General features: G+C 68.4%; 21 protein-coding genes and 4 pseudogenes. 15 read left to right on the top strand and 10 right to left on the bottom strand.

The window, feature by feature from the left end:
* Positions 1–621: 621 nt before the first annotated feature.
* Complete coding sequence (locus OG736_RS37800) at positions 622–1,293, bottom strand: recombinase family protein (protein WP_143606564.1); 672 nt, start codon at positions 1,291–1,293, stop codon at positions 622–624.
* Between the two features lie 277 nt (positions 1,294–1,570).
* Complete coding sequence (locus OG736_RS37795) at positions 1,571–2,044, bottom strand: MarR family winged helix-turn-helix transcriptional regulator (protein ID WP_057582258.1); 474 nt, start codon at positions 2,042–2,044, stop codon at positions 1,571–1,573.
* Positions 2,045–2,228: 184 nt separating this feature from the next.
* Here OG736_RS37795 and OG736_RS37790 point away from each other — a divergent pair, with 184 nt between their 5' ends.
* From OG736_RS37790 to OG736_RS37775, 4 genes are all read left to right on the top strand, one after another.
* Positions 2,229–2,840 carry an NADPH-dependent F420 reductase gene (locus tag OG736_RS37790; RefSeq protein ID WP_327186430.1) on the top strand — a complete coding sequence of 204 codons (612 nt, stop codon included), beginning with the start codon at positions 2,229–2,231 and terminating at the stop codon, positions 2,838–2,840.
* 264 nt (positions 2,841–3,104) lie between these two features.
* Positions 3,105–3,476, top strand: coding sequence for a DoxX family protein (locus OG736_RS37785; protein WP_327186429.1), 372 nt, complete (start codon positions 3,105–3,107; stop codon positions 3,474–3,476).
* 137 nt (positions 3,477–3,613) lie between these two features.
* Positions 3,614–4,267: an FMN-dependent NADH-azoreductase gene (locus tag OG736_RS37780; RefSeq protein WP_327186428.1), complete on the top strand. Its 654-nt coding sequence runs from the start codon at positions 3,614–3,616 to the stop codon at positions 4,265–4,267.
* Between the two features lie 367 nt (positions 4,268–4,634).
* Positions 4,635–5,153, top strand: a complete 519-nt coding sequence (locus OG736_RS37775) for a hemerythrin domain-containing protein (protein WP_327186427.1) — start codon at positions 4,635–4,637, stop codon at positions 5,151–5,153.
* A 144-nt stretch (positions 5,154–5,297) separates the two neighbouring features.
* On the opposite strand, the gene OG736_RS37770 is transcribed toward OG736_RS37775, so the two are convergent.
* Both OG736_RS37770 and OG736_RS37765 read right to left on the bottom strand, forming a co-directional pair.
* Positions 5,298–5,420 carry a hypothetical protein gene (locus OG736_RS37770; RefSeq protein ID WP_327186426.1) on the bottom strand — a complete coding sequence of 41 codons (123 nt, stop codon included), beginning with the start codon at positions 5,418–5,420 and terminating at the stop codon, positions 5,298–5,300.
* An 85-nt stretch (positions 5,421–5,505) separates the two neighbouring features.
* Positions 5,506–7,446, bottom strand: a pseudogene (locus OG736_RS37765) (Tn3 family transposase); the annotation flags it as partial.
* A gap of 49 nt (positions 7,447–7,495) precedes the next feature.
* Here OG736_RS37765 and OG736_RS37760 point away from each other — a divergent pair.
* The 6 genes and pseudogenes from OG736_RS37760 to OG736_RS37735 form a co-directional block, all read left to right on the top strand.
* Positions 7,496–7,642: pseudogene (locus tag OG736_RS37760) on the top strand (universal stress protein); the annotation flags it as partial.
* Between the two features lie 140 nt (positions 7,643–7,782).
* Entirely contained in the window at positions 7,783–8,382 is a 600-nt protein-coding gene (locus OG736_RS37755) for an Rv1733c family protein (protein ID WP_327186424.1), read from the top strand.
* Positions 8,383–8,412: 30 nt separating this feature from the next.
* Positions 8,413–9,813, top strand: coding sequence for a nicotinate phosphoribosyltransferase (locus OG736_RS37750; protein ID WP_327186423.1), 1,401 nt, complete (start codon positions 8,413–8,415; stop codon positions 9,811–9,813).
* An 11-nt stretch (positions 9,814–9,824) separates the two neighbouring features.
* A complete protein-coding gene (locus OG736_RS37745; protein WP_171395365.1) occupies positions 9,825–10,112 on the top strand; it encodes a DUF1876 domain-containing protein in 288 nt (95 codons plus the stop codon).
* A 199-nt stretch (positions 10,113–10,311) separates the two neighbouring features.
* The gene (locus tag OG736_RS37740) at positions 10,312–11,220 is read left to right on the top strand and encodes a pyridoxamine 5'-phosphate oxidase family protein (protein ID WP_327186422.1); all 909 of its coding nucleotides are present in this window, start codon (positions 10,312–10,314) and stop codon (positions 11,218–11,220) included.
* A 68-nt stretch (positions 11,221–11,288) separates the two neighbouring features.
* Complete coding sequence (locus OG736_RS37735; protein ID WP_327186421.1) at positions 11,289–11,930, top strand: nitroreductase family protein; 642 nt, start codon at positions 11,289–11,291, stop codon at positions 11,928–11,930.
* A gap of 257 nt (positions 11,931–12,187) precedes the next feature.
* Here OG736_RS37735 and OG736_RS37730 read toward each other — a convergent pair.
* Positions 12,188–13,024: pseudogene (locus OG736_RS37730) on the bottom strand (IS481 family transposase).
* 136 nt (positions 13,025–13,160) lie between these two features.
* On the bottom strand, positions 13,161–14,021 hold the full coding sequence (locus OG736_RS37725; RefSeq protein WP_327186420.1) for an SDR family oxidoreductase: 861 nt from the start codon (positions 14,019–14,021) through the stop codon (positions 13,161–13,163).
* Positions 14,022–14,111: 90 nt separating this feature from the next.
* Here OG736_RS37725 and OG736_RS37720 point away from each other — a divergent pair, with 90 nt between their 5' ends.
* The 5 genes from OG736_RS37720 to OG736_RS37700 all read left to right on the top strand — a co-directional run bounded on the left by OG736_RS37720 (position 14,112) and on the right by OG736_RS37700 (position 20,107).
* Entirely contained in the window at positions 14,112–14,840 is a 729-nt protein-coding gene (locus OG736_RS37720; protein ID WP_327186419.1) for a TetR/AcrR family transcriptional regulator, read from the top strand.
* 386 nt (positions 14,841–15,226) lie between these two features.
* Positions 15,227–16,126, top strand: a complete 900-nt coding sequence (locus OG736_RS37715) for a universal stress protein (protein ID WP_327186418.1) — start codon at positions 15,227–15,229, stop codon at positions 16,124–16,126.
* A gap of 52 nt (positions 16,127–16,178) precedes the next feature.
* Positions 16,179–18,590, top strand: a complete 2,412-nt coding sequence (locus tag OG736_RS37710) for a glycoside hydrolase family 65 protein (protein WP_327186417.1) — start codon at positions 16,179–16,181, stop codon at positions 18,588–18,590.
* Between the two features lie 107 nt (positions 18,591–18,697).
* A complete protein-coding gene (locus OG736_RS37705; protein ID WP_327186416.1) occupies positions 18,698–19,576 on the top strand; it encodes a potassium channel family protein in 879 nt (292 codons plus the stop codon).
* Positions 19,577–19,702: 126 nt separating this feature from the next.
* The gene (locus OG736_RS37700; RefSeq protein WP_327186415.1) at positions 19,703–20,107 is read left to right on the top strand and encodes a DUF302 domain-containing protein; all 405 of its coding nucleotides are present in this window, start codon (positions 19,703–19,705) and stop codon (positions 20,105–20,107) included.
* 458 nt (positions 20,108–20,565) lie between these two features.
* On the opposite strand, the gene OG736_RS37695 is transcribed toward OG736_RS37700, so the two are convergent.
* From OG736_RS37695 to OG736_RS37680, 4 genes and pseudogenes are all read right to left on the bottom strand, one after another.
* A complete protein-coding gene (locus tag OG736_RS37695; protein WP_327186414.1) occupies positions 20,566–21,630 on the bottom strand; it encodes a DEAD/DEAH box helicase family protein in 1,065 nt (354 codons plus the stop codon).
* Positions 21,631–21,675: 45 nt separating this feature from the next.
* On the bottom strand, positions 21,676–21,876 hold the full coding sequence (locus OG736_RS37690; protein ID WP_327186413.1) for a hypothetical protein: 201 nt from the start codon (positions 21,874–21,876) through the stop codon (positions 21,676–21,678).
* Positions 21,873–23,858, bottom strand: coding sequence for an AAA family ATPase (locus OG736_RS37685; RefSeq protein WP_327186412.1), 1,986 nt, complete (start codon positions 23,856–23,858; stop codon positions 21,873–21,875). The genes OG736_RS37690 and OG736_RS37685 overlap by 4 nt, the downstream gene beginning before the upstream one ends.
* A 104-nt stretch (positions 23,859–23,962) precedes the next feature.
* Positions 23,963–24,082: pseudogene (locus tag OG736_RS37680) on the bottom strand (NAD(P)H-binding protein); the annotation flags it as partial.
* Positions 24,083–24,169: the final 87 nt, after the last annotated feature.

The following is a 24,169-nucleotide window of genomic DNA, read 5'->3' as shown; positions in this document are numbered from 1 at the left end:
TCTAACGCGAGAATTTCGCATCAGCTGCGACTCGGGGGCGTCTTCGCAGTTCAATCGCTCGATGGAGTGAGGCCCGCGGACACTCAGCGCTGTAACCGCTAGCGTGCTTCCGAGGCCAACGTCCCTGATGGGGTCGTTTCCGCGCGGTCCCGGGCCCGCCTCCAGACCGGGTGTCGCGTATTCGCATCCGATGCAATTGGCGTCGGTAGGACTAGCGGAACAGCCAGTAACGCTAAGCACTTGATCTTGCTACGTTCGCCTACAACTCAAACGTCAGCTGCCCGCCGGTTTCGAGCGCGGTATGCCGGGTCTGGGCCCGGGTACGGGCGTGGTGGTTACGGTCGTAGTGCAGGTGGCAGCCCTGGCATGGCTTTGAGGTTGGCCGGGTGACAGTTCTCCGGCGTGTGGTCGAGGTGCGCGCTCTCGTCGTCAGGATGACCCGCGAACCGGTGCCGTACACGGGCTGTCCGTGCCGGTTGGGACACCGGCCGGGTGACTGCCGCGTCCGCACTCGCCTTCACACTCGCACCGCCAGCCGGCGCGTTCGTTGATGGCGTTGGAGATGTCCGGCCAGTCGGCGGGACAACGCTCGCGGTCCTAGGGACGGATCGGCACGTGGGGTCACCGTTCCGCAGCGTCGAGCTGGTGGGGGACGGCGGAGGCGCGCAGGTCTTGGAGGTCGGGGATGTGGTTGTAGAGGGTGCCCGGGGAGATGCCCAGCATTTTGGCGATCGAGGTGATGGAGCGGCCGGGGTCGGGCAGCAGGTCGCGGGCGGCGCGGATGACTTCCTCGGTAGCGACGGTGGGGCGCCCGCCGACCCGGCCGCGGGCGCGGGCGGCGGCCAGGCCCTCGCGGGTGCCCTGGACGATGAGTTCGCGGATGAACTCCGCCAGAGCGGCGAAGACGTGGAAGACGAGTCGGCCGCCGGGGGTGGTGGTGTCGAGGTTCTCGTGCAGCGAGGTGAAGCCGATCCCGCGCGTCCGGAGTTCGGCGACCATGTTGATGAGGTCCTGGAGGCTGCGGCCGTAGCGGTCGAGCGACGGGACGACGAGGGTGTCGCCAGCGTCGAGGAAGGCGTGGCACGCCTTCAATTCCGGGCGGAGGGCGTTCTTTCCGGACTTCTTGTCCGAGAAGATCTTCCGGCATCCGGCGGTGGTGAGGGCGTCGATCTGCCGGTCGAGCTTCTGTCCGCCGCTGGACACCCGCGCGTACCCGATCTTGATCTCGGTGCAGACAAGCGGTTCGGCAACGAGGAGTTCGGGGTGGCCGGACGGCTCCGGAGTGTCACTCATGACCCCGGATCATGTCAGAAAACGGTGGTCGAGGGTTCTTGAATGACCCAGGTTTTTGAAGGGTTTTTTGAAGGGGCTGCGGGGTGTGCGGACCCCCGCACGGTGATCTTCAGAAAACGTTCGTTTTTTGAAGGCGAGGCTCGTCGACCCGCATCGTCTTCTTTGTTGGATGGGAGTGTCGCAGTAAGGGCGGTTGGTGCGATGCCGGGCCCTCATCAGCACCCCGGGCGAGACTCTGACGGCACGGTCGGCGGCAGCCCGGCGGGGACGCAAGGGGTCATCCCGGTTTCTGATCGATCTCGGCGAGTTGCGCCTCCACCTGGTCTCCCAATTCGATCAGCAGGTCCATCTGCGCAGGGGTCACGTGGTCGATCAGCACATTGCGCACGTCAGCCAGGTGGAGCGGGGCGGCTGCCTCGACGAGGGTGCGGCCCTGTTCGGTGATGACCACGACGGCCCCTCGCTGGTCGGTCGCGCATCGCTCGCGGCGGATGAGGTTGCGGTTCTGCATGCGGGTCAGATGCTGCGACAGACGGCTCTTCTCCCATTGCAGCGCATCTCCGAGTGCGAACGACCGCAGGCGTCCCTCGGGCGCCTCAGACAGGTGCGCCAGCACCTGGTAGTCGGCGGTGGACAGCCCGCTGTGGGTGCGCAGCTGCCGCTCGATGTATTCGGACAGGCCGGCCTGCATCTTCATGAGGCTGCGCCAAGCCCGCTGTTCACGCTCGTCCAGCCATCGCGGTTCGTCCATGAAGCCCATCCTACCGCTTTGGTTGACATGTTAACCAGTCCGTCGTACGGTTTGGTTAACACCTCAACCAAATGGACTTGCGGAGGTCGGAGCCGCCTACAGAAACGCGGCGACGACAGGCCGGACGACGAAGCCGCTCCGCCGCCTCGACAGCCTTCAGCAATTACTGGAACAGGGAGCACTCATGTCTGCAGACACCCGCTACGCCATCGTGGGCACCGGAAACATCGGTTCGGCGCTGGCGCGTCTCTTCGCCCGGGCCGGAGTCGAGGTCAGCATCGCCAACACCCGCGGACCGGGCTCGATCAGCGAACTCGCCGCCTCCTGGGGTTCCACGGTCCGGGCCGTGACGCTCACCGAGGCACTGGCGAGCGACGTCATCTTCATGGCCATCCCGTTCGGCGCAGTCGAGACGTTCGGCAACGCCCTGCCCGACTGGAACGGGAAGATCGTCGTCGACACCACCAACGCGCACTACGCGCCCAACGCGGGCGACATCCTCAAGGGTCGGCTCTCCTCGCAGTACGCGGCCGAGGTCCTGCCCGGCGCCAAGATCGTGAAGGGCTTCAACCACCTTCCCGCCCAGACGCTCGCCGCCGAAGTGCCCTCCGGCCAGGGCAAGCGCGTGGTCTTCGTCTCCAGCGACTCCGGGGAGGCCAGCTCCCAGATCGCCGAGTTCGCCCGCACGCTCGGCCTGTCGCCGGTGGAACTCGGCAGGATCGACGAAGGCGGACGCCTCATCGAGGTTCCCGGCGCACTGGTGCTCAGGAACTTCACCGAACAGCCCCTCACCTGATCGGCCGCGTTCCGCCTTCCACAGGCGGTGCGGCCGGCGCCGACGAGCCGTCCCGCCTCAGCGTCTGCCGTCACCGGCCGCACCGCGGCGGCCGGCGCCCGGCCCGCGGCCGGGTTGCCGCGCAGCAGCGCTCTCCAGCGATGAGACCGCACTTCAGCAACGCTCACGCGTGAGCAGCAAAACCCGCCGGCACACCCATCCTCCACGGATGCCGGTCCCTCACAGCTCGGGCGGTCCGAATCACTCTCCAGAAAGGCATGACCCGTGTTTGTCTTCGCCGCCGTACTGAGCGTTCTGCTCGCCGTTGTCGGGCTGGCCGCCGGACTACCGAAAGCCCTGCTCAGGGGCAGCATTCCAGCCCAGTTGCAGTCTCCCGGAGGCTTCAGCGCCCCGCTGGTCCGGTTCATCGGGCTGGCCGAGCTGGCCGCAGCCGCAGGGCTCATCGCCGGTCTCTTCTGGCAGCCCATCGGCGTTGCCGCCGCCCTGGGATTCGCAGTCCTGCTCGTCGGAGCCGTCGGCTTCCACGCCAAGTCCGGCGACTACGCCAACCCCGAGAGCCGCGGCAACGCGATGGCACCCATCATCCTCACCGTAATCGCGATCGCTGCCGCCGCCACGCTCGTCCTCGCCTCCTGACCAGCGCCTGAATCCGAGGCGCCACAGCTCACCTTCCGCCCGGCAAACCCGGCCGGGTGATCGCGAGACGCCCTCGCCACGCGGACCGTCACCGATCATCCGCATTCCCGACCACTGCTACACCTGAGGAACATCCCATGGCCACTCTTCTGCATCTCGATTCCTCGCTGTTTTCCGGCGACGCCTCCTCCTCCCGCGCCGTGACCGCCGCCTTCCGCCGGACCTGGCAGGAGCACCACCCCGAGGGCACGGTCATCTACCGTGACCTCGCCACGAACCCCGTACCGCACCTCACCGCCGACGCCCACACCGCCGGCCAGACCGACCCGGCCACGCACACCCCCGCCCAGGCCGCCGCCCTCGCCCACCGGCTGACGCTGATCGACGAGCTGGAGAACGCCGACGCCATACTGATCGGCGCTCCGATGTACAACTACTCGATTCCTTCGACCCTCAAGGCGTGGCTCGACAACATCGTCCTCGTCGGCCGCACCGCCGGCGTGGAAAGCTCCAGGCTCAAGGGCACCTCCGTCACCGTCGTCGCCAGCCGCGGCGGCTCCTACGCCCCGGGCACGCCCCGCGAGGGCTACGAATACGTGCAGAACTACCTCACGGCCGTTCTGGCCGACGCGCTCGCCCTGGACGTGAACTTCATCGTCCCGGAGCTCACGATGGCCGTACACAATCCGGCGATGTCCCAGCTGATCCACCTCTTCGAAGCCTCCCGCCAGCAGGCACTGGATGACGCAGCCTCCACGGCCAAGGCGATAGCCCACCGCATCGCCGCCTAGAAACAGCGCCCTCCGGACGGCGGCCGTGAAGCACGCTTCACGGCCGCCGTGGGCGAACTCCAGCGGGGACAGGCGGCTGGCTGCCCTCGAAGGAATTTCTCGCCCCGGAGGAGCTGGACGACGCGAACCGGCGAATCGACGAGGCGGCCGGCGCTGCCGGGCGGGACCCGAGCCGGACCAACCGGGTCTACAACCTGGTCGGTGACCGTTCGACTACGCAGCGGGTCGACCTGCTGACGAGCTGGCCGGTCGAGCACGGCATGAACGGCTACATCTTCAGCGGCCCGGTCGACGAGTCCGCGCTGCGCCCCATCATCGAGAAGGTCGCGCCCGCCGTGCGCGAGGCAGTCGCAAAGGAGCATCGACGATGACACAGCCGCAGGCGGGAACTGTCGCCGGCCGCCAGATGGTGCAGCAGCTGCTGATGGCGCATGCGCCGCTGCGCAGCGACGTCGCCGCCCTGCGCAAGGGGCTTGAGGTGCTCGATGCGGCGACCACACGCGCAGAGGACATCGAGGAGCTGCTCGGCGGTCTGACTGTCGCGGACCTCACCTGGCAGCTCAAGGTGGGCTGCCAGCATTTCTGCGCCCACCTGGACGCCCACCACACGATCGAGGACGCTCGGATGCTGCCGGTCATGCAGCACCGGTTCCCCGAGCTCAGCGGTCAGATCGGGCGGCTCCGGCGCGAGCATGAGGAGGTCAAACAGATGATCGTGAGCATCCGCGCCGACGCGCGGCAGCTGAACCCCAAGGACGAGCGCTCCGTCCGCGTGGTGCTGGAACAGATCGTCGCGCTTGCCGACCACCTCCAGGCCCATCTCGACTTCGAGGAGCGCACCCTCTTCCCGTACTTCCTGCGGATGGACCACGACTGGCACGCCTGAGCTGTTCTGGCCGGGAGGGTGAGTTTGGAGCCGCGGACGGCGGTGCCGCTGCGCCATGGAGGCTTTGAAGCTGGACGCTGAGCTTGACTCTGGTCCGAAAATGAAGGCTGATCCCAGGTCAGTGAGGTGACTGGTGGGCTGTGTTCAGGGGGCCTCGATGGGGTCGAAGCGGACGGCCATCGGCGCGTCCCTGCGGTCGGCGGCGAACCGCTCGTTGGCCTCCCGCAGGTGCTCCCTAATCTCGTCGTGCGAGTCGGTCACGGTCATACCGGCGCCCCCTTCTCACTGCCCCGCCGGTCGGCGGTGGTCTTCTCGAAGTACAACGACCCGCCCCGGACGGCGGATGCGGCGCTCACTCCTCCTGGCCGTCGTCGTCATCGTCGAGGTCGATGGCATCCGGGTCGCGCAGGGGCCGCAGCCCCTTCACCGGCTGGGAGGCGGTGAAGTTGTACCGGCCCAGGACGTTCAGATTCTTGTGCTTGAGCGGGGAGAGCCGGGCGACGTCCTCGTCGCGGATCTCGTGGCCCTCCGCGCGGAGCTGGGCGACGGCGGCGTCGATGTAGCGCGTCGTCCACAGGACCACGGCGTTCAGCACGAGCCCCAGCGCCCCGAGCTGGTCCTCCATCCCGTCCCGGTACGCCTGGTGGATGGTGCCCTTCTTGCCGTGGCAGATGTCGCGGGCGAGCTTGTGGCGGGATTCCTGGACGGTGAGCTGTTTGTGCATCTGGCGGCGGTAGGTGTCGTCGACCGGGTCGACGACGGCGAGCAGGTGCAGGGTTTTGGCGATGCGCCCGTACTCGGCGAACGCCTGCCCCAGCGGGGCGGGATGCCCCTCTCTGCCGAACATCCTCAGCAGGTCGTAGGCGCGGACCTGGTTGGTGACCAGGGAGCCGGCGACCCGCAGCATGTCCGGCCAGTGCGTGATCACCTTCTTCACGTTCACCTTGTTCCGCGCGATCGCCTCCAGCGGCCCGTACTCGCCGGCCGTCTCGGCGCCGGGCATCTGGGCCTTCCAGAACCGCTGGTCTTGAAGGTCCTTGAAGCGCGGGGAGAAGCGGTAGCCGAGCAGCTTGAAGATGCCGAAGACCATGTCGGAGTAGGAGGCGTTGTCGGTGGCGACCATCTCCGGCTTCACTCCGCCGTCCAGGTTCAACAAGGCGTCCAGGATGAACAGGGAGTCACGCGGGGTGCCGGGCACCACCATCTGCCCGATGCCGATGACCTGGTCGTTGATGGCGTTCAACCATGTGATGCCGGTCTTCTTCGCGAAGTACTTGGGTGAGGGGGCGGCGTTGATGGTGCGGACGGGGACGACGAACCGCAGGCCGTCGACGGAGGCCAGCAGCCCCTTTCCCCAGTGCTCGACGATGGGCACCTGGGCCTGGGCGGCGATCAGGGCCGCGTTCGCCGCGGCGATGGTGTCGGCGCGCAGATAGTACTGGTCGACGTGGACCAGCCGGGAGCGGGTCAGAGCCTCGTGGTTGGGGTTGATGACCGGAGTCATCCCGATGTTGCACGCCTCGCTCACCAGCAGGGCGACGACCGAGGTGGTCAGGTCCTTCATCCGGGTTCTGCCGTCGCCCAGATGCACGAAAGCGTCCAGGAACCCGGTCCATGAGTAGACCTCGAACAACAGGTCCGGCAGGTCGATCTTCGGAAGCATCTTCTCGACACGCTCGCGCAGCCACTTCAGCGACTTCGGCTCACCCAGCGCATGGAGCTTCTCCACGTTCAGCTTCGCCCGGCCGTTGGGCTGCACCTCGATGCTGATCTTCGCGTCGGCGCCCGCCTCCTGAAGGCGCTCGGCCATCTGCTTCCACGTCGCGTCCAGCACGGCGACGAGTTCCCGAAGGTGCTGTTCGGCGTCCTCGTCCAGGCTCAGGCCCGCCAGGACGTCCTCACGCACCGCCTCCCACCCCTTGCCCTGAAGCAGCCGGGCTCGCGGGTCGGACCAGCGGCGCGAGGGCGAGGCGAAGATGTCGCGGCGCCTCAGCGCGCCGAACAGCTGCTCCAGCACACACACCACGTACGCATCACGGTCCACCGCCCCCTGCGGCAGCTCCGCGTTCGCGTACACGGCCTTGCGCCAGTGCGCCGGCACCAGCTTGTCGTCGACCTCGCGCGGCAGCAGCGGCTTCTCGCCCACCTTCCGCCGGGAGAGAGCCGGGAGCCGCTGCACCCCGGTGAGGATCCGTCTGCCGGCGGGCGCCGCGTCCAGCGCCTTCGACTCACCCAGCAGCGACAGGAACGGCCTGACGGTGTTGTAGCGCAGCGCCAGCGCCCCACGCAGCGCGGTCTCCGCCGTGCCGTCGTCCTCCGGCACCAGGCTCACCACCGTGGCCGCCGCGCTGGACGCGGCGTCGGAAGCGGACCTGCTGGTCGTCGGCGCCCGCAGGCGCCACGGGCACGCGGGCCCGCAGCTGGGACTGATCAATCACGCACTACTGCATCACGCGCCGTGTCCCGTCGCGGTCGTTCCCCAGATATGACCGACGTGACCGCGGTCTGCGGAAGCGGACCAGGCCGGAAATCGGTTGGACAGGGACTTTCGGCCCTGTGCCCCGAGCCCGCTGCCGTTCGACGGTGGGAGCAGGTGGGGGACGGCCGGCGAGTTGCTGGAGGCCGACTCATGAGCGCACAAGGTTCGCCGTACGCATCCGGTCCGCCGCCCAAGCGCGGCGATCACGCGGCCCAGGGCTCCCTGAGCCGTACGTCCGACAGGCTCGAGCGCTGGCTCCGCCGCGTCCTGATGGTCGTACTCGTCGTCGGGCTGCCGGCAGCCGCGGTCAGCACGGGACTGACGGCGTACGAGGCGTCGATGCGCACCGTACGGGTCCAGGCGGCGGAACGGCACCAGGTCACCGCCCGACTGACAGTGGGCGTCAGGAGCGAAGACGACTGGGCGAAGCGACCGGCGCAGGTGAGCTGGACCGACACCAGCGGTGTCGTGCGAACGGGAACGGCCCTCGTGAAGCCGGGAACTCCCAAGGGCGCCACCGTGCGTGTGTGGGTGACCCGGGACGGAATCGTCACCAGTCCGCCGGTGAGCACGCTCAATGCGACGACCAGTGGCTGGATCGTGGGCGGTATGGCGGCGTTCGGCGTGGCCGCCGGGTCCTACGCGGCCTGGGCGGGGATGCGCCTGGTCCTGGACCGGAGAAGGTATGCGCGGTGGGACGCCGAGTGGGACCTGGTGGAACCGCAGTGGTCCGCGCGCTTCCGCCGGTGACGAGCAGGAGCCCGGACGGAAGCCCAGGAGGTGACACCGATGTCGGATGCAACGACCACCGATCTGTACGAAGTCACGATGGCCATGTCCTACCTGCGGGAGGGGATGACCGGCCCGGCGACGTTCAGCCTCTTCGTCCGCAACCTGCCCCCTGAACGCGGCTTCCTGGTGGCGGCGGGGCTCGAATCAGCACTCGACTACCTGGCCGGCTTTCATGTCGGCCCCGAGGACGTCGACGCCTGCGCTTCCGCGCTCCACCGGCCGCCAGGGGACCTGGAGCCGCTGCTCGGCCTGACGTTCACCGGCCAGGTGCGGGCGGTCCCGGAGGGGCGGATCGTGTTCGCGGGTGAGCCGCTGCTGGAGGTGACCGCACCACTTCCGCAGGCACAGTGGGTCGAGTCGTATGTGCTCAACCGACTCAGCCATCAGACGGCGATCGCTTCGAAGGCCGCACGCTGCGTGCTCGCGGCCGCTGGTCACCCGGTCGTCGACTTCTCCCTGCGGCGCACCCACGGTCCGCAGGCGGGGTTCCAGGCCGCTCGGCTGGGGGCGATCGTCGGCTTCGCCGGGACCAGCAACGTGGCGGCGGCCACCGCGGAGGGCATACCCGCCGTCGGCACCATGGCTCACTCCTTCGTGGAGGCGTTCGCCTCGGAGGAGGAGGCGTTCCGCGCCTTCGCCCGGTGCCATCCCGGCCCGGTGACCCTGCTGGTGGACACCTACGACACGGAGGAAGGCGTCCGTGTCGCGGCACGCGTCCTGCGGGACCTGGACCGCGGGCCCGGCTCCGCCGTGCGGCTGGACAGCGGCGACCTCGGGGAACTGGCGGTACGGGCCCGGTCGATCCTTGACGACGCGGGGCTGCCGGACGTGCGGATCGTCGCCAGTGGTGGTCTCGACGAGTACGCCGTGGACGACCTCGTGCGCTCCGGGGCACCGATCGACACGTACGCCGTGGGCACCCGTGTCGGTGTGTCGGCCGACGCACCGTACCTGGACTCCGCGTACAAGCTGGTCGAGTCCGACGGCCACCCGGTGATGAAGCTCTCATCGGCGAAGGTGACGGCACCCGGCCGCAAACAGGTCTTCCGCCGCCCCGGCTGCGCCGACGAGATCGCTCTCGCCGACGAGCAGCCCCCCGACGACAGCGTTCCGCTGCTGGAGACGGTGATGCGGAACGGGCGGCGCACCGGCAGGAAGCCCACGCTCGACGAGTGCCGGGAGAGACTCGCCGCGGACATGGGTGAGCTGCCCTCGGCCGCCCGCCGGATCCGAGCGCCCGTCGCACCTCGGGCGACGACCTCCGAGCGACTGAGCGTACTCACGGCCCGCGTCCGGCAACGCATCGAGGACCAGATGCCGGCCGCCTCCGCACGGCCTGAAGCCCCAGAACGAACCCCGTCCGGATCGCATCGGTCCGTACCGAGGTGAGGAGGAAAGCGATGCCACATACGTTGGAATGGACGGTTCGTCTTCATCTGTTCGAGGACGACGCGGGAACGACGAAGGCACATCTGACCCTGGACACCGGCACCACAGAACTCACCGGTCACGGGACCGCGCACTGCCATCCGGCGGACTCGAACGTGCCGGAGATCGGTGACGAACTGGCAACGGGCCGGGCCATGAACGACCTGGCCAGGCAACTACTGAAGACCGCAGAGCGCGACATCAAGGGCATGGGCGCACCGCAGCCACACGGCGGGGAGGTCGCCGGGTGGCCCACGTGACCGACGGCGAGCCCCAAATCAGAAGTCGAGGGACCAGCCATGACACCTCCCGCGCACGGCACAGCAGAGGTGGGCTTCCGGCAGCCCTGCGGGAACTGTAGCCAGTCGGCGCAGCCTCCCAGGCTGATCGGTCCCGTGCGGCTGCCCGTCGCGCGTGGCACGTTGGATACAGCACCGTTCTGCAGAGAGGGCGGACGTCATGCGAGCTCACCTCGGCGACCAACTCGTCATCGAACGCACGACGACCGGCGCCGCCAAGCGCGACGGCGAGATCGTCGGACTCCATCACGAGGACGGAACGCCTCCTTACGACGTGCGCTGGTCGGACACGGACGAAGTGACGCTCGTGTTCCCCGGGCCCGACGCACACATCCGCCATCTCGAGCACGGCCGGCCCGAGAGCACCGGCACCCCCTCCGGCCCCGACACGGCCGAGGCGGAGGCCATGCCGGCCGGGGCCCCCGGCCCCGGTGACATCGGCCGACGCGTGGCCGTCGAACGCCACCGACAGCGGCTCAGCCGCGAGGAGACGGCCCGCCGCGCCCGGATGTCCCCCGGTTACCTGGAGTACCTGGAGGAGCGGCCTGCCGACCCGAGTGTGGCGACCCTCATCAGGCTGGCCGACGCACTGGGCACCACGGTCACCACGCTGCGCGGCGGAGGAATGGATCTGCCACCCGGCCAAGGACAGGCACTGCTGCATCCTGAACTGCGGGACCTCGGCCCGGAGGAATGCCGCACGTTGCTCTCCACCCACGGCGTGGGGCGCATCGCGGTGTCGGCGTCCGACGGCCGCCCGGCGGTCGTGCCGGTCAACTACGAGGTCGTCGATGACGCGATCGTCTTCCGGACCGCGCCGGACTCCACGCCCGCGGCAGCCGTCGGAACCGAGGTCGCCTTCGAGGTCGATCACATGGACGAGGCCCTGAGTCAGGGCTGGAGTGTCCTCGCCGTCGGCCCCGCGAGCGTCGTGACGGAGCCTGACTCCGTGCGCAGGCTCACCGAACACGCCCACACCACGCCATGGCCGGGCGGTGAACGCGAGATGTGGGTGTCGATCCGGCCCGCGCACCTCACGGGCCGCCGCATCACTCCAGCCGATGGATGACCAGGCAGTCGCGGGCCGGGCCAGTGAAGAGCGCTTCCGTCCCGACTGCTGCTATCTCTGGCAGAGCCGTGCTTTCCCTGTTGAACCTGAGGGCCGCCATCGCCCACGCGGGCTGGCACCCGGAAACCCGGTTACTGCCCGACCTCACCGACCGGGCACTCCTCGCGAGCGTACGGTTGGCCGGCCGTACGAAGGATGTGAGCGGCCTCGGCGCGCTGTATCCGGCGATCCGCCAACGGCACAGCAGCCGATACCCGTTCGAGGTGAGACAGATCCCCGAGGCCGTGCGGGCGGCGCTCGCCGCGAGTGCTCGCGTCGAAGGAGCGGCACTGACGTTTCCCGACTCATGGCATCTGTGGGAAGTGCTGGAACTGGTTCAGGAAGCCGAGGCCCGCAACATCACCGACCGCCGCAGCGAGCAGGACCTGGCCCGGTGGACGCGTATCGACGCCCCGTCGGTGAGCACCGCCGACGACGGAGTCCCGCACTACGCCTTCGGGCCGCGCAAGCGCGGCGGCAAGGCGCCCATGCGTGACTTCGCGGGCCCCCGACAGGTGGCGGGACGTGACACGGCGGACTTCGAGCAGAACCCTCAGCTGGCGCTCATCAGCACGGATCACGACCGCCCGGAGGACTGGCTCCGCGCCGGCCAGGCGATGGAACGCTCCTGCTGCTGGCCACCCACGACGTCCTCGCCAGCTCCTTCGTGACCCAGTCTCTCGAATGGACGGACCCGCGCTGGCCAGTGCGCGACCCGATGGCCGGGACGGGCTACACACAGGTCCTGCTGCGCCTGGGCTGCGGCCCCAACGGTCCCGGCACGCCGCGCCGCCCTGTGTCGGAAGGTACTCGACATCGAAGCGTGACCCTGGACTGTCCACGTCCGGGGTTCACACCCGGACGTGGGGGCGGACCGTGACCCAGGGAGTGGTCATGTGCTCCTGGGCGCTCACCGCCCTCTCCTCGGCTAGCTGTATTGACCCGCAGGGTTGTTGACGCGGCTGATGGGTGGTTGGCCGTCGAGTGCGGTGTGGCACCGGTGGTAGTTGTAGGTGTGGAGGAAGTCCGCCAGGGCTTCGGTGCGTTCGGCGTTGCTGGCGTACGGGCGCACGTATGCCCATTCGTCGAGCAGGGTGCGATTTAGGCGCTCCACCTTGCCGTTCGTCTGCGGGCGATAGGGGCGCGTGCCCTTATGGACGATGTCGGCGGCGCTGAGAGTCTGGCCGAACAGCGGGATCTGTAGCAGGAGCCGTTGTCGGTAAGGACGCGCTCGACGGTGATGCCATGCTCGGCGAAGAAGGTATTCGCACGCTGCTGGAAAGAGGCCGCGGTCTCTTTGCGTTCGTCGGTCAGAACCTCGCTGCACGCGAGCCGGGAGTGATCGTCGCCGGCTGTGTGGACGAACCTGTAGCCGATCACGGGACTGCCGCCCCTACGCGCGTCGGTTGTGGCCTGCCGATTGCCGGCGGCCTGCTGGCGGGGCATGATCCGATGTCCGCCGCCGTCGGGAATGTTGCCGAGCTTCTTGATGTCGACGTGGACCAGTTCGCCGGGACGTGATCGTTCGTAGCGTCGGACGATCTGACCGGTGGGTCCAGTCGACCCCTGACGACGCCGGTCCATCCAGCGCGCGGTCATACAACCCCGGATCGCCTTCGGCTCGCCAGCGCCGTACCCATTTGTGGGCTGTGGTGCGGGAGACGCCCATTTCTTCGGCGACGTGGGCGATGGGGCTGCCAGCGCGGACCCCATCGACCAGGAGCCGTCTGCCGTGGATGCTCAGCCGGGCATGGGGATGGGGCATGGGAAACCTCTGGGATGGTGTGGAGTCTGGGCTTGTGCCCGAGGCCGCCGATCTGGTGATCGACGTCCTCGGGCGACAGCGGACGAGGCTTTGTGGGCGGCGAGTCAGGCCGGGCTGTCTGCGCGCCCCACTGGATCTATTCGGCCCAGGCACGCTCCAGCTGGGTACGGAAGGTGGCGGGCTTTCGCCCGATCAGCTCGGCCAGCGTCGAGTCGACAGCGGTGAACTCGCCATTCCGCGACGCGGCGAAGATGCTCAGCATCAGGTCGGCGATCGGGACCGGGGCGCCGTGCGCCAGGACCTGCTCTCGGAAGACGTCGTCGGGGACGACGGTGCGGGTGAAGGGCCGTTTGGTGGCCTCGGACGCGATCTCGGCGATGGTGTCGAAGTCGAGCGCCGCCGGGCCTGTGAGCGGCGGGGTGGGCCCCTCGAAGCGGGCCTCCTCGGCGAGGATCACCGCAGTGGCCTCGGCGAGGTCGTCGTGGGCGGTCCAGGCGACGGGGCCGTCGGCAGGGAGGGCGATGTCGCCGGTGTGGCGGGCGGGCTCCAGGAACTGCAGGGCGCTGGAGGCGTAGAAGCCGTTGCGCAGCGCGGTCCAGGGCAGGCCGGTGGCGTGCAGCAGGTCCTCGGTCTGGGCGTGGTCGCGGCATGCCTGGAAGCGGGCGTCGTGGGCGGCGCCCATCTGGCTGGTGTAGAGGATGCGGCCGACGCCGGCCTGCACGGCGGCGTCGATGGCGGCGCGGTGGCCGCTGACGCATTCCTGGCCTATGCGGTCGAGGGAGACGAGGAGCAGTTGCTCGGCGCCCTCGAAGGAGTGTGCGAGCGAGGTGGGGTCGTCGAAGCTGCCCTGACGGACGCGGACGCCGCGGTCGGCGAGGTCCTGGGCCTTGCGGGGGTCGCGGACGCTGATGCCGACGCGGTCGGCGGGGACGCGCTCCAGGAGGCGCTCGACGGTGCGGCGGCCGAGCTTTCCGGTGGCTCCGGTGACGATGATCATTGAGTTCTCCGTCCGCTGTTTCCGATGGAATCACCGTAACGGTAACACTGGAAATTTCCGATGGAACCAGATTCTCGGTATCATCGGTTCATGGCTACGCGCGACTCAACCGGCAGCCCTCGGCGCCGCATCGTCGAGGCCGCCGTCGAGCTGCTGGAGAACGGCGGCCCTGACGCGGTGAGCACCCGCGCGGTGGCGGCCGCGGCCGGAATGCAGCCGCCGGCGATCTACCGCCTCTTCGGCGATAAGGAGGGGCTTCTTGAGGCCGTCGTCGAGCACGGCTACGCGCAGTTCCTGGAGAGAAAGCGCGCGCAGCTCGACCCCGCTCCACAGGACCCGGTGGAGGAGCTTCGCCGGGGCTGGGACATGGTGGTCGAGTTCGGGGTCTCCAGCCCCGAGCTGTTCGCGGTGATGAACCGGGCCGTCGGCCGGGGACCGGACGCAGCACACCGCGCGGGCTTGGAGATCCTCCATGGGCGGGTGCGTCGGCTGGCGGCCGGGGGGTGGTTGCGGGTCGACGAGGAGCTGGCCGCCCAGATCATCCAGGCAACCGGCCAGGGCGCGGTCACCACCTGGCACTCCACCCCTGCGGACCGCCGCAATCCGGCGCTGTTGACCGTCCTGCGCGAGTCCATGGTCGCGGCTGTTACTCGCGCCGAGCCGGTGGTCCCCGCCTCGGAGTCCGGTCCCCCCGCGGCGGCCCGCGCGCTGCGCGCCGCCCTCCCCGACGGTGCCGATGTCCTGAGCGACGCCGAGCAGCGCCTGCTGCGTGAGTGGCTCACGCGCCTGGCGGCGGACGGTGGCGCGCCACATGCCTGATCACGCGTCAGGCGCCCTCCTGCAGGTTGAACCTCCCGAGGAGAGATCGTGCGATGAAGCGGCGTCTACGGGATGAGACGGTGGGCGACCACGCGACTCCGGCTGGCTTTCCCTTGCCCATAACGTGCCGCCAACCTTGATCACGTCTTTGCCGCCCACTGTTGACAACGCTCGTGGTCAAGACACATCACATGTCCAGGTCCTTGAGGAGCGCGTCGGGTGGTTGGTCGGGCCGTACGTCTCCAGCGTTGTCGCGGCCCGGCGCACCGCAACCCGCCAACGGCCACCCGATCCGAGCGCCCGCCCGTATGTCGCGGCGGCGCGCGGGGGGTGCGACGGTATTCACAGGGGGTCTGTCAGCAACGGGACGGAAGGCGGTGGCCCCGATGGAACTCCCGCTGGTCGTGGGCGTCGACGGATCGGAATCCAGCCTGCTGGCGGTCGACTGGGCGGCGGACGAAGCCGCACGCCACGGACTGTCGCTGCGGCTCGTCCATGCCTCCCTCTGGGAGCGTTACGAAAGAGTCAGGCCCTCCTTCAGCACCGATCGCCCCGCCGGAGAGGTCATGGCGCAGGACATCGTCGCCTCCTGCGCGGAACGCGCCCGGCTTCGCGACCCCGAGGTGAAGGTGTCCGCCGACGTAGTGGCCGCCGACGCGGTCTCCACGCTGCTGCGGGCCGGGTCCGAGGCGTTCGCCCTGGTCACGGGCGCACGTGGGCGCGGCGAGGTCGCCGGGCTGCTGCTGGGGTCGGTCAGCCTCACGGTGGCGGCTCATGCCATGTGCCCGGTCGTCGTCGTCCGAGGCGAGGAGCGCAACCTCCGGGGGTTCCTCGGCCGGGTCGTGGTGGGAGTAGGCGATGTGACCGGCGGCACGGGTGCCGTACGGTTCGCCGCCCGCGAGGCCGAGGCGCGGGGCTGCGCCCTGACCGCCGTACGGGCCTGGCGCAGTCCGGACCACGCGCCGGGCTCCCCTCCCGCGGAGTCCGTCCCGGGGGACCCCCGGCTCGCGATGGACGCCGCGGGGACGCCCGAGGAGCAAGTCTCGGCTCACCTCGACGACGCGCTGCGCGAGGTCGTACGGGAGCACCCCGAGGTTGAGGTCAGCCGGCGCGCGGTCGAGGGCCCCGCCCACCGTGTCCTGCTGGAGGCATCGGCCGATGCCGACCTGATCGTCGTCGGCGCTCAGCGCCGGCACGGGCACTTCGGTCTGCAACTCGGCAGCGTCGCCCACGCGCTGCTGCACCACTCCGCCTGCCCGGTCGCCGTCGTCCCTCACCTGGTCTGAGGTCGCCGTGCGGGCTCGGCTCCCCCGACTTCCGAACTGAGGAGGGCCACGGATGGCGGAGTGGACGTGGGAGTGGAAGGGGTACGACCCCGCTGCCGAACAGCTGCGGGAGTCGCTCTGCACGCTCGGCAACGGCTACTTCGCCACACGAGGTGCGGTGCCCGAGTGCCGGGCAGGCCTGGTGCACTACCCGGGAACCTACGCGGCCGGATGCTACAACCGCCCGGAGTCGACGGTTGCGGGACGACAGGTGGTGAACGAGGACCTGGTCAACCTGCCGAACTGGCTGCCCCTGCGGTTCCGCCTGCGCCGCGCCGAGGGTGCGTGGGGCCCCTGGTTCTCCCCTCATCCGCGCACCCTCCTGGACCACCGGCACACCCTGGATCTGCGCCACGCCACGCTCACCCGCGCCTTCCGCCACCGGGACGAGAAGGCAGGCGTGGTCGCTGTCGAGCAGACCCGCCTGGTGCACATGGAAGATCCTCATCTGGCCGCGCTGCGGACGGTCTTCACCGCCGAGGGCTGGTCGGGAGATGTCGAAATCGAGTCCTGCCTCGACGGTGAGGTACACAACGGCAATGTGCACCGTTACCGTGCCCTCAACCACCACCAGCTGACCCAGGTGCGGACCGGGGCGCGGGAACCCAGCACGGTCTGGCTGACATGCCGGACCAGCGCCTCCGACATCGGTGTCGCCATGGCCGCCCGGACGGTCGTCACCGACCTGCCACCGGCCTCGTCGGAGCTCCGCCCAGGCCGCCACCGTGCCGTCCACCGCCTGGTGGTCCCGCTCGCTCCCGGCCGTCCCGTCGCCGTGGAGAAGACCGTGGCGGTCCACACCTCACGCGACACGGCGATCAGCGATCCTCTCAGCGCGGCGGTCGACCGTGTGTCCTCGGCCGCGGACTTCGCGGCCCTGCTGAACTCCCACGTCGCGGCCTGGGAGCGGTTGTGGCGGCGCGCGGAGATCCAGGTGCCCGGTCAGTCCGGGCGAGTCCTGCGCTTCCACCTCTTCCACCTCCTGCAGACACTGTCCCCGCACACTACGGATCTGGACGTGGGCGTCCCGGCCCGGGGGCTGCACGGCGAGGCGTACCGCGGCCACGTGTTCTGGGACGAGCTGTTCGTCCTGCCCTACCTCAACCTGCACTTCCCGGAGGTCTCCCGGGCCCTGCTGAACTACCGGTACCGACGCCTCCCACGGGCCTGCCGGGCCGCCGCCGCGATCGGCCGGGCTGGGGCGATGTACCCCTGGCAGAGCGGCAGCGACGGCCGCGAGGAGACCCAGGAGTGGCATCTCAACCCCCGCTCGGGTCGCTGGCTGCCGGACCACTCCCATCTCCAGCACCACGTGGGCTCGGCGATCGCGTACAACGTGTGGCAGTACTGCGAGGCCACCGGTGACACCGAGTTCCTGCACACCAGAGGTGCGGACATGCTGCTGCAGATAGCCCGCTTCTGGGCGGACCTCGCGGTCTTCGACCCCGCGACGGAGCGCTACCACATCCGCGGAGTCGTCGGCCCCGACGAGTACCACGACGCCTACCCGGGCGCCGACCTGCCGGGGCTGGAGGACAACGCGTACACCAACGTCACCGCCGCCTGGGTGCTCGGCCGCGCCCTGGATCTACTGTGGCGCCTTCCCGTCTGGCGCCGGGAGGAGCTGCGCGATCGCATCCGGCTGGACGACGACGAACTTCCGAAGTGGGAGGAGATCTCCCGACGGTTGTGGGTGCCGTTCCACCGTGGCGTGATCAGCCAGTTCGAGGGCTACGACGATCTGGCCGAGCTGGACTGGGACGCCTACCGAACGCGCTACGACGGCATCCGGCGGCTGGACCGGATCCTGGAGGCCGAGGGCGACACGGTCAACCGCTATAAGGCGTCCAAGCAGGCCGACGTCCTCATGCTCGGCTACCTGTTCTCACCCGGCGAGCTGCGGCAGCTGTTCAGGCGTCTCGGCTACGACCTGGACGACGAGGTCTGGCGCGGGACCGTCGACTATTACCTCCGGCGCACCAGCCACGGCTCCACACTCAGCGGCCTCGTCCACGGCCTGGTCCTCGCCAAGGCCAGACGAGCCGAGGCATGGCAGTACGTCCAGGAGGCCCTGGAGGCAGACATCGCTGACATACAGGGCGGCACAACTGGCGAAGGCATTCATCTCGGGGCCATGGCCGGAACCCTCGACCTGGTCCAGCGCGGCCTGACCGGACTGGAGACGCGCGAGGACGCGCTGTGGCTGGACCCCGTGCCTCTTCCCGCACTCTCCGAGTACGGATTCTCGCTGCGCTATCGCGGCCACTGGGGGGTGCGCATACGGCGCCTGAGCGGGCGGCTGGAGATCGGCGTGCCCGACTCGGAGGAGTCAGCGATCCGCGTGGTGCTGGCGGACCGGGCCGTGACCGTGGCACCTGGGGAGACCTGCACGCTCGTTCTGTCGGCGGATGATCCGAGCGAATGAGCGTGGCGTCGGCGCATCCGCACCGTCACGCGCCGCACACGGCCTAGGCTTGGCCCGGGCTCCGCAGCGGGTTTCCGTTTCATGCCAGAGCGCCGTGGGAGACGCGGATGAAGTGGTTGGTCTCGCTGGTCGGTGTCGGACTCGTCATGGTGACCCTGCGGGACCTTTTCCACACCCTCTGGCACCCCACGCGCCACGGTGGTCTGAGCCGCCTCGTGATGACGGCACTGTGGCGCCTCGCCCGGCGTTTCCGTGCGCCCGGCCGCGTGGTCGGGCTCGTCGGGCCGCTGGCCATGGTCACGGTCGTGAGCATGTGGGCCGTCACCGTCATCCTCGGCTGGGCGATCGTCTACTGGCCCCACATGCCCGGGGCGTTCACCTTCGCCCCCGGTTCCCAGGCGGCGCAGGAACCGGCGCTACTCGACTCCGTGTATCTGTCGCTCGTCACGGTGGCCACCCTGGGGCTGGGTGACATCGCACCCGACGAGGGCTGGCTCCGTCTGGTCTCACCGCTCGAAGCCCTCATCGGTTTCGCCCTCCTGACGGCCACCGTCTCCTGGGTGCTGGAGATCTATCCGGCGCTGACCCGCAGGAGGGTCCTGGCCGTCCGACTGGCTCTGCTGCGCGACGCCGAGCCCACAACACGGCAGATCGACTGCACCGCAGGAGCACTGCTGCTGGACAGCCTGGCCACCGACGTCTCACGCGTCCGCATCGACTTCACCCAGTACGCCGAGGCGTACTACTTCCACGACGGGGAGGACCACTCGTCGCTGGCGGCCATGGTCGGCTACGCCGCCGTACTCGCCCAGCGCGGGCAGGCGGCGGTACGACCTGAGGTGCGACTGGCGGGTGCCCTGCTCGCAGGCGCGTTGAAAGACCTCGCCGGCATCCTCGACCAACGTTTCCTCCACACGGGCGGCCCGCCGACGGAAGTGTTCGCCGCATACGCCGCCGACCACGGCCGCGACGGCGCTCAGCCCTGAGCGAGCAAGGGGTGGCACTCTGAGAAGCTGGGTTCCGTCCTACGGGGCGGCCGGCCACAGGACGGGAGATCCTTTACTCGGCCGGACACCGGTCCGGCCCTCGCGACGACGAGAAAGGCCGACGCCATGCGCTACGACCGGACCGTGCAGCTCGACACCGATTTCGCCACCGCGGTCGCCCGCACCCGCGACGCCCTCGCGGAGCAGGGGTTCGGCATCCTCACCGAGATCGACGTCACCGCCACCCTCAAGGCCAAGCTCGACCACGACATGGAGGACTACGTCATCCTCGGTGCTTGCAACCCGTCTCTGGCCCACCGCGCCCTGGACACCGACCGCTCGATCGGCCTGCTGCTGCCGTGCAACGTCGTCGTCCGCCGCGACGGCGGCCACACCGCCGTACAGGTCCTCGACCCGAACACGATGATCGCGCTCACGGAACTCGACGCGCTGCGCCCGGTCGCCGAAGAGGCCACTCGGCGCCTCGACGCCGCCCTCACCTCACTCACCGCGCCCGCCACGAGCAACTGACTCACCAGCTCGGCAACAACAGGGGGGTGCCCGTATGTCTTCGGTCAAGGGAAACGGGTGGGCAAGCCGGTGTTGATGGACCGGGAGGGGGACTGGGGTCTCCGGTGCTCGGCTTCGTCGTCGAGGCTGATTGAGTCGTTCTCCTCGCGGAGCCCTGCTCAGGTGACTGCGGCCAACGGCTGGGGTGAAGGTGCTGTCGCGGAGCATCGCGAAAAGGCGTCAGCGACCGGGGGACGGCCTTGCTGACCACTTCGCACTCCGTAGGCCCCCGAAGTAACGGTTCAGCATATCGAGGATTTCGGAGCGCAGCGCAACCGAGCCAGCCTGGCCACACCCACGCCCTGCTGTCCGCCGCCAGGCAGGGCGGAGGTACTGGGCAGCACTGCTTCGTTGCTCCAGGCCGACGGCCTACCCGCGCACTGGCGAGACAGCGTCGTTCAATTCGCGCTGGCCGCTTATCACGGAGTCTCCATCAAACTGCAGAGAGATGATCCGGGAGTCGCCCACCCATTCCCCTTGTCGGCGGGTGAGGTGAGAAGCGAGCGGTGGCCGAGCACGTCGAACATCGCGCCATAGCGATTGTTCCGGTGATGAAGCAGTGCGGGTTCCAGGACGTCCAGGAAGAAGGCCATGATGTGGTCCTCCTTCTTCACATAGGACTCGTTGCGCCGGAAGGCTTGGTGAAGTCGCTGGTAGCCCAGTTCGCCAGCAATGGTCTCGTGCGTGAGCATCAGGATCTTCGTGCTGGGTGCTGCCGCCCGCGCTCTGTCCAAGCCATTGGAAACCTTGGTGTTCCATAGGCGTTGGCGTGCGTCTTCCAGGGCCCAGCTGCGGGCCGCATGCGCAGCATCCCAGCCTATCTGTCCCTTCCGGTGGTGGGTGAGCCTCGTGCCGGCCCAGTCGTTGGTGTGGTAGATGGCGATGCTCCCCTCACCTGCTCCCGGGCTCGTGGTCTGCTCCAGTTCAGGGCGCATCGCGTTCAGGAGATCCACCACAGCGCGCTGCGGCCGGCGGTTGCGCCGCCTGTCGATCGGTTTCACGCGCGGGTCGTCGATGGTTCCGCACACCTTGTCGTAGATCTGCTGCCAGTGGTCGCCGAAGAATCCGCAAAGGGGACCGCTGAGGGGGGTCTCCTCACTGGGCGTGCCCAACATGGCCTCCACCAGGCCGGCGGGGGTGTCCTGGTACTCGTCGACGAACACGATTGGGAACTGGTCGGCGGCCAAGGCCCGGAACTTGGGGAGGGTGAAGAACTTGCAGGCCAGGGCAGGAAGGTCGTCGTGCGCCAGTTGCACGTGGTGTGTGTCGTGGTCCACCTTCCGGTAGCCGATGCTGTAATCGACCGTGTAGCCGTCCAGTGATGTTCGCCCTTCCAATCTGGACTGCATAGCGTCGAGTTCGACGACGTAGCGCAACAGGTACTTGGGGAAGGGAGAGAGTAGTTGCCATAGGAAGCCGTGGATGGTGTCAGCGAAGACGGACGGGCTGCCGTCGGTGCGACTGATGATTTCGTCGCGGGCCACATTGGTATAGGTGACGCAGGCGACGCGCTGGTCCCGTCGCGGGAGCTACCGGTCTCGGTCGGCAAGGATGCTCTGAAGTGCCTCGATCAGCGAGCTCGTCTTGCCCGCACCGGCGCCGGCCTCCAACTTGAAATGGCTGGCCTCCCGCAATGCGGTCAGGATCGTCTCCCGTACAGTCTGCGCTTCCGACTCGGCCACGGTAACGACGTGCTTCGCCTGTGCCAGCTCTTCGTGACGTGCCGTCATAGCTCGTCGTCCGTCTTCGTCGCCGTCCCGTCCTGTGCCATGAGCCATTCGAGACCGCGCCTGATGTACTTCGGCACCTTCCAATCGTGTTCGCCAAGCACGTGCTCGAGGGCGAAGTCGACCTTGCTTCCCCTGCCGTCCACCTTGTCGCGGGCTCTCTTTTCCAGGCTCGCGTTCGTTGTCGTGGCTCTACGCCGGGAGAGACCGAAGAGAGTCGGGTTGGCCAGTGCGAAGGCGTCCTCGAAGGTACGGCCGCATGGATCTCCGGGCTGCTCGGGCACCTGGTAGGCGAGGCAAAGGTTGGCGGCTACTGGGGCATCTGCCTCGGCGCGTCTGAGCAGTTCGGCCACCTTGGTCTCGCCCGTCTCGTCGAACCATGCCCGGATGGACTGGTTGGACGTGTGTCCTCCTTCGGACACAGTGCACTTGCGGGTCTTGGGACCGCTTGCGTCGATGGGGTCGAGATCGGTGATGATCAGGGTCGGGATACCCAGGATTCTCAGCAGGGGGTAGAACTTGTGGGCGTACGCGCCGCCTACCTCCATCAGCGTCACATACTGATGTGAGAGGGCTGGGTCTGGCTTTCGCGCTGCGAGCTTTTCCTCCGCGGCTGGGACGAAGACACGCTCGCTGGCGCCCTCAACGAGAATCGCCTTGTCCGCGAAGTAGAGGTCGGCCCGGGTGAGGGTCAGGTACTTCAGCAGGAATTTCTCATCGCGCGAAACCTGGGAAAGGTCCTTGATGGCCGTACGGGCCGGCCTCGACTCGTCTCCGGGCTCAGCAGCCTCTTCCTCCTTGCGGAAGTACCTGATGTTCGAGAAGCGCGTCCGATTGGCTACATGCGCCGAGTGGGTAGTCACCACGAACTGGGCGTTCCAGGGCGATCCATTCTCGCTGCCGGAACCGGCCGCCTCCGTCATACCGACCGGTTGGGGACTGTTCGCTCGCATCTGGGCATCGAGCCGTGGGAAGAGCGAGGGAAATTGAAGGAGTTGCTGGATGAACACCTCCTGCATCTGCGGATGCAGGTGAGCCTCCGGCTCCTCCAGGAAGACGAGATGAATCCCCAGTTCATTGGACTGAGCGGTGTGTTCGCGATAGTAGGTGAAGAGCTTGAGGAGCATCATCACCAGGTTGCGCGTTCCGAGGCCGCTGTACGACTCCGGAAACCGCACGCCAGCCGCTCCCGGGTAGTGGATACGTGCGAAGTTCCTGAGAAGCCGCCGGGAATCCAGGCGGGCAGCAGTGACGAACTCCTGGTTCCCCAGCCCCGGATATCCGAAGGCCGTCAATGCCGGCGCTACCTGGGTGCGGATCTCCTGCAGACTGATATCCAGCTCGCTGGAGGTGTTCGTGAGCATCACATCGATACGCGCGGCGAGATCATCCAGCCACTCAACACGCTTGCTGCCCTTCGCTGACGTGAAGAGCTTCTCGAAGATTGCTCCGATGGGCTGGGCGGCCTCCCGGTCCTCGTCGTCCAGTCCCCGCTGTGCATCAAGGAAGTCCACCTTTACGAGCTTCTTGACGTCCGCCAGGTCGACCGCGCGAACGTTCGTTTCGTCAGTGGGGTCTACCGCCGTCACAGACAGCCCGAAGTGGGCCGGAATGCGTCTGGCGAGCCGCTCAAGGGGCGCAGCGTCCGCACTGCCGACCAGGTCGCTGAGGAATACGTCCAGGGCGCTGTCCTTCAATGCATAGGTGAACCTGATCACGACCGCAGAGCAGTCGGGATCGAGGTCCACTATGAAGGAGGCCAGAGGGCCGTACTGTCCACAGTTCGCGTCGTATGCGATATGGAGAGTCAGGGTGACCTTCGGGATCCGGCCGCGTGCCTGTTCCTTCTCGCCCCTGACGTAGAGGCGGTGCGCGTCGAGAGCAGCGAACAGCGGGTCCAGGTCCTCGGGGGCGGGGCCGGCTTCGGCGACGAGTTCGAACGTCCGGCGCACCGCGTGAACGGAGGTGAGGGATCCGACGAGCACCTCGGCGATCTGGCGCCGGGCCCGTCGCCGGGGCTGCCGGAGCGCCGGGTGTCTCCTTGCAGGAGGACGAGCCGGTGCTCATCGGGACCGTTCATGTCGAACCAGCCGGGCCGCACGACGGTGTAGGGCAGGCCGCTCGCGCGGACGAGGCGCTCGGCGCGGCGTTTCCATTCGAGGAGATGGCCGTAGGAACTGGAGCGGGTGGTCACCCCGATGGAGGTCATCAGCGCGATGCGGGCCGTAACAGCCCGGTCTGCCGGCGCGCGCGGAGTGGGCATGTGATGGAGGCTGAACTCAGTTCTGAAGAGGAG

Source organism: Streptomyces sp. NBC_01334 (assembly GCF_035983595.1).
Classification (GTDB): domain Bacteria; phylum Actinomycetota; class Actinomycetes; order Streptomycetales; family Streptomycetaceae; genus Streptomyces; species Streptomyces coriariae.
Note: the sequence above shows the minus strand (reverse complement) of the source record. Positions and strands in the feature narration are given on the sequence as shown.

Excerpts from the sequence above, each read along its gene's own strand:
- OG736_RS37800 (WP_143606564.1), bottom strand. The coding sequence starts at position 1,293 with ATGAGTGACACTCCGGAGCCGTCCGGCCACCCCGAACTCCTCGTTGCC.
- OG736_RS37795 (WP_057582258.1), bottom strand. The coding sequence starts at position 2,044 with ATGGACGAACCGCGATGGCTGGACGAGCGTGAACAGCGGGCTTGGCGC.
- OG736_RS37790 (WP_327186430.1), top strand. The coding sequence starts at position 2,229 with ATGTCTGCAGACACCCGCTACGCCATCGTGGGCACCGGAAACATCGGT.
- OG736_RS37780 (WP_327186428.1), top strand. The coding sequence starts at position 3,614 with ATGGCCACTCTTCTGCATCTCGATTCCTCGCTGTTTTCCGGCGACGCC.
- OG736_RS37775 (WP_327186427.1), top strand. The coding sequence starts at position 4,635 with ATGACACAGCCGCAGGCGGGAACTGTCGCCGGCCGCCAGATGGTGCAG.
- OG736_RS37770 (WP_327186426.1), bottom strand. The coding sequence starts at position 5,420 with ATGACCGTGACCGACTCGCACGACGAGATTAGGGAGCACCTGCGGGAG.
- OG736_RS37755 (WP_327186424.1), top strand. The coding sequence starts at position 7,783 with ATGAGCGCACAAGGTTCGCCGTACGCATCCGGTCCGCCGCCCAAGCGC.
- OG736_RS37745 (WP_171395365.1), top strand. The coding sequence starts at position 9,825 with ATGCCACATACGTTGGAATGGACGGTTCGTCTTCATCTGTTCGAGGAC.
- OG736_RS37740 (WP_327186422.1), top strand. The coding sequence starts at position 10,312 with ATGCGAGCTCACCTCGGCGACCAACTCGTCATCGAACGCACGACGACC.
- OG736_RS37725 (WP_327186420.1), bottom strand. The coding sequence starts at position 14,021 with ATGATCATCGTCACCGGAGCCACCGGAAAGCTCGGCCGCCGCACCGTC.
- OG736_RS37720 (WP_327186419.1), top strand. The coding sequence starts at position 14,112 with ATGGCTACGCGCGACTCAACCGGCAGCCCTCGGCGCCGCATCGTCGAG.
- OG736_RS37715 (WP_327186418.1), top strand. The coding sequence starts at position 15,227 with ATGGAACTCCCGCTGGTCGTGGGCGTCGACGGATCGGAATCCAGCCTG.
- OG736_RS37710 (WP_327186417.1), top strand. The coding sequence starts at position 16,179 with ATGGCGGAGTGGACGTGGGAGTGGAAGGGGTACGACCCCGCTGCCGAA.
- OG736_RS37705 (WP_327186416.1), top strand. The coding sequence starts at position 18,698 with ATGAAGTGGTTGGTCTCGCTGGTCGGTGTCGGACTCGTCATGGTGACC.
- OG736_RS37700 (WP_327186415.1), top strand. The coding sequence starts at position 19,703 with ATGCGCTACGACCGGACCGTGCAGCTCGACACCGATTTCGCCACCGCG.
- OG736_RS37690 (WP_327186413.1), bottom strand. The coding sequence starts at position 21,876 with ATGACGGCACGTCACGAAGAGCTGGCACAGGCGAAGCACGTCGTTACC.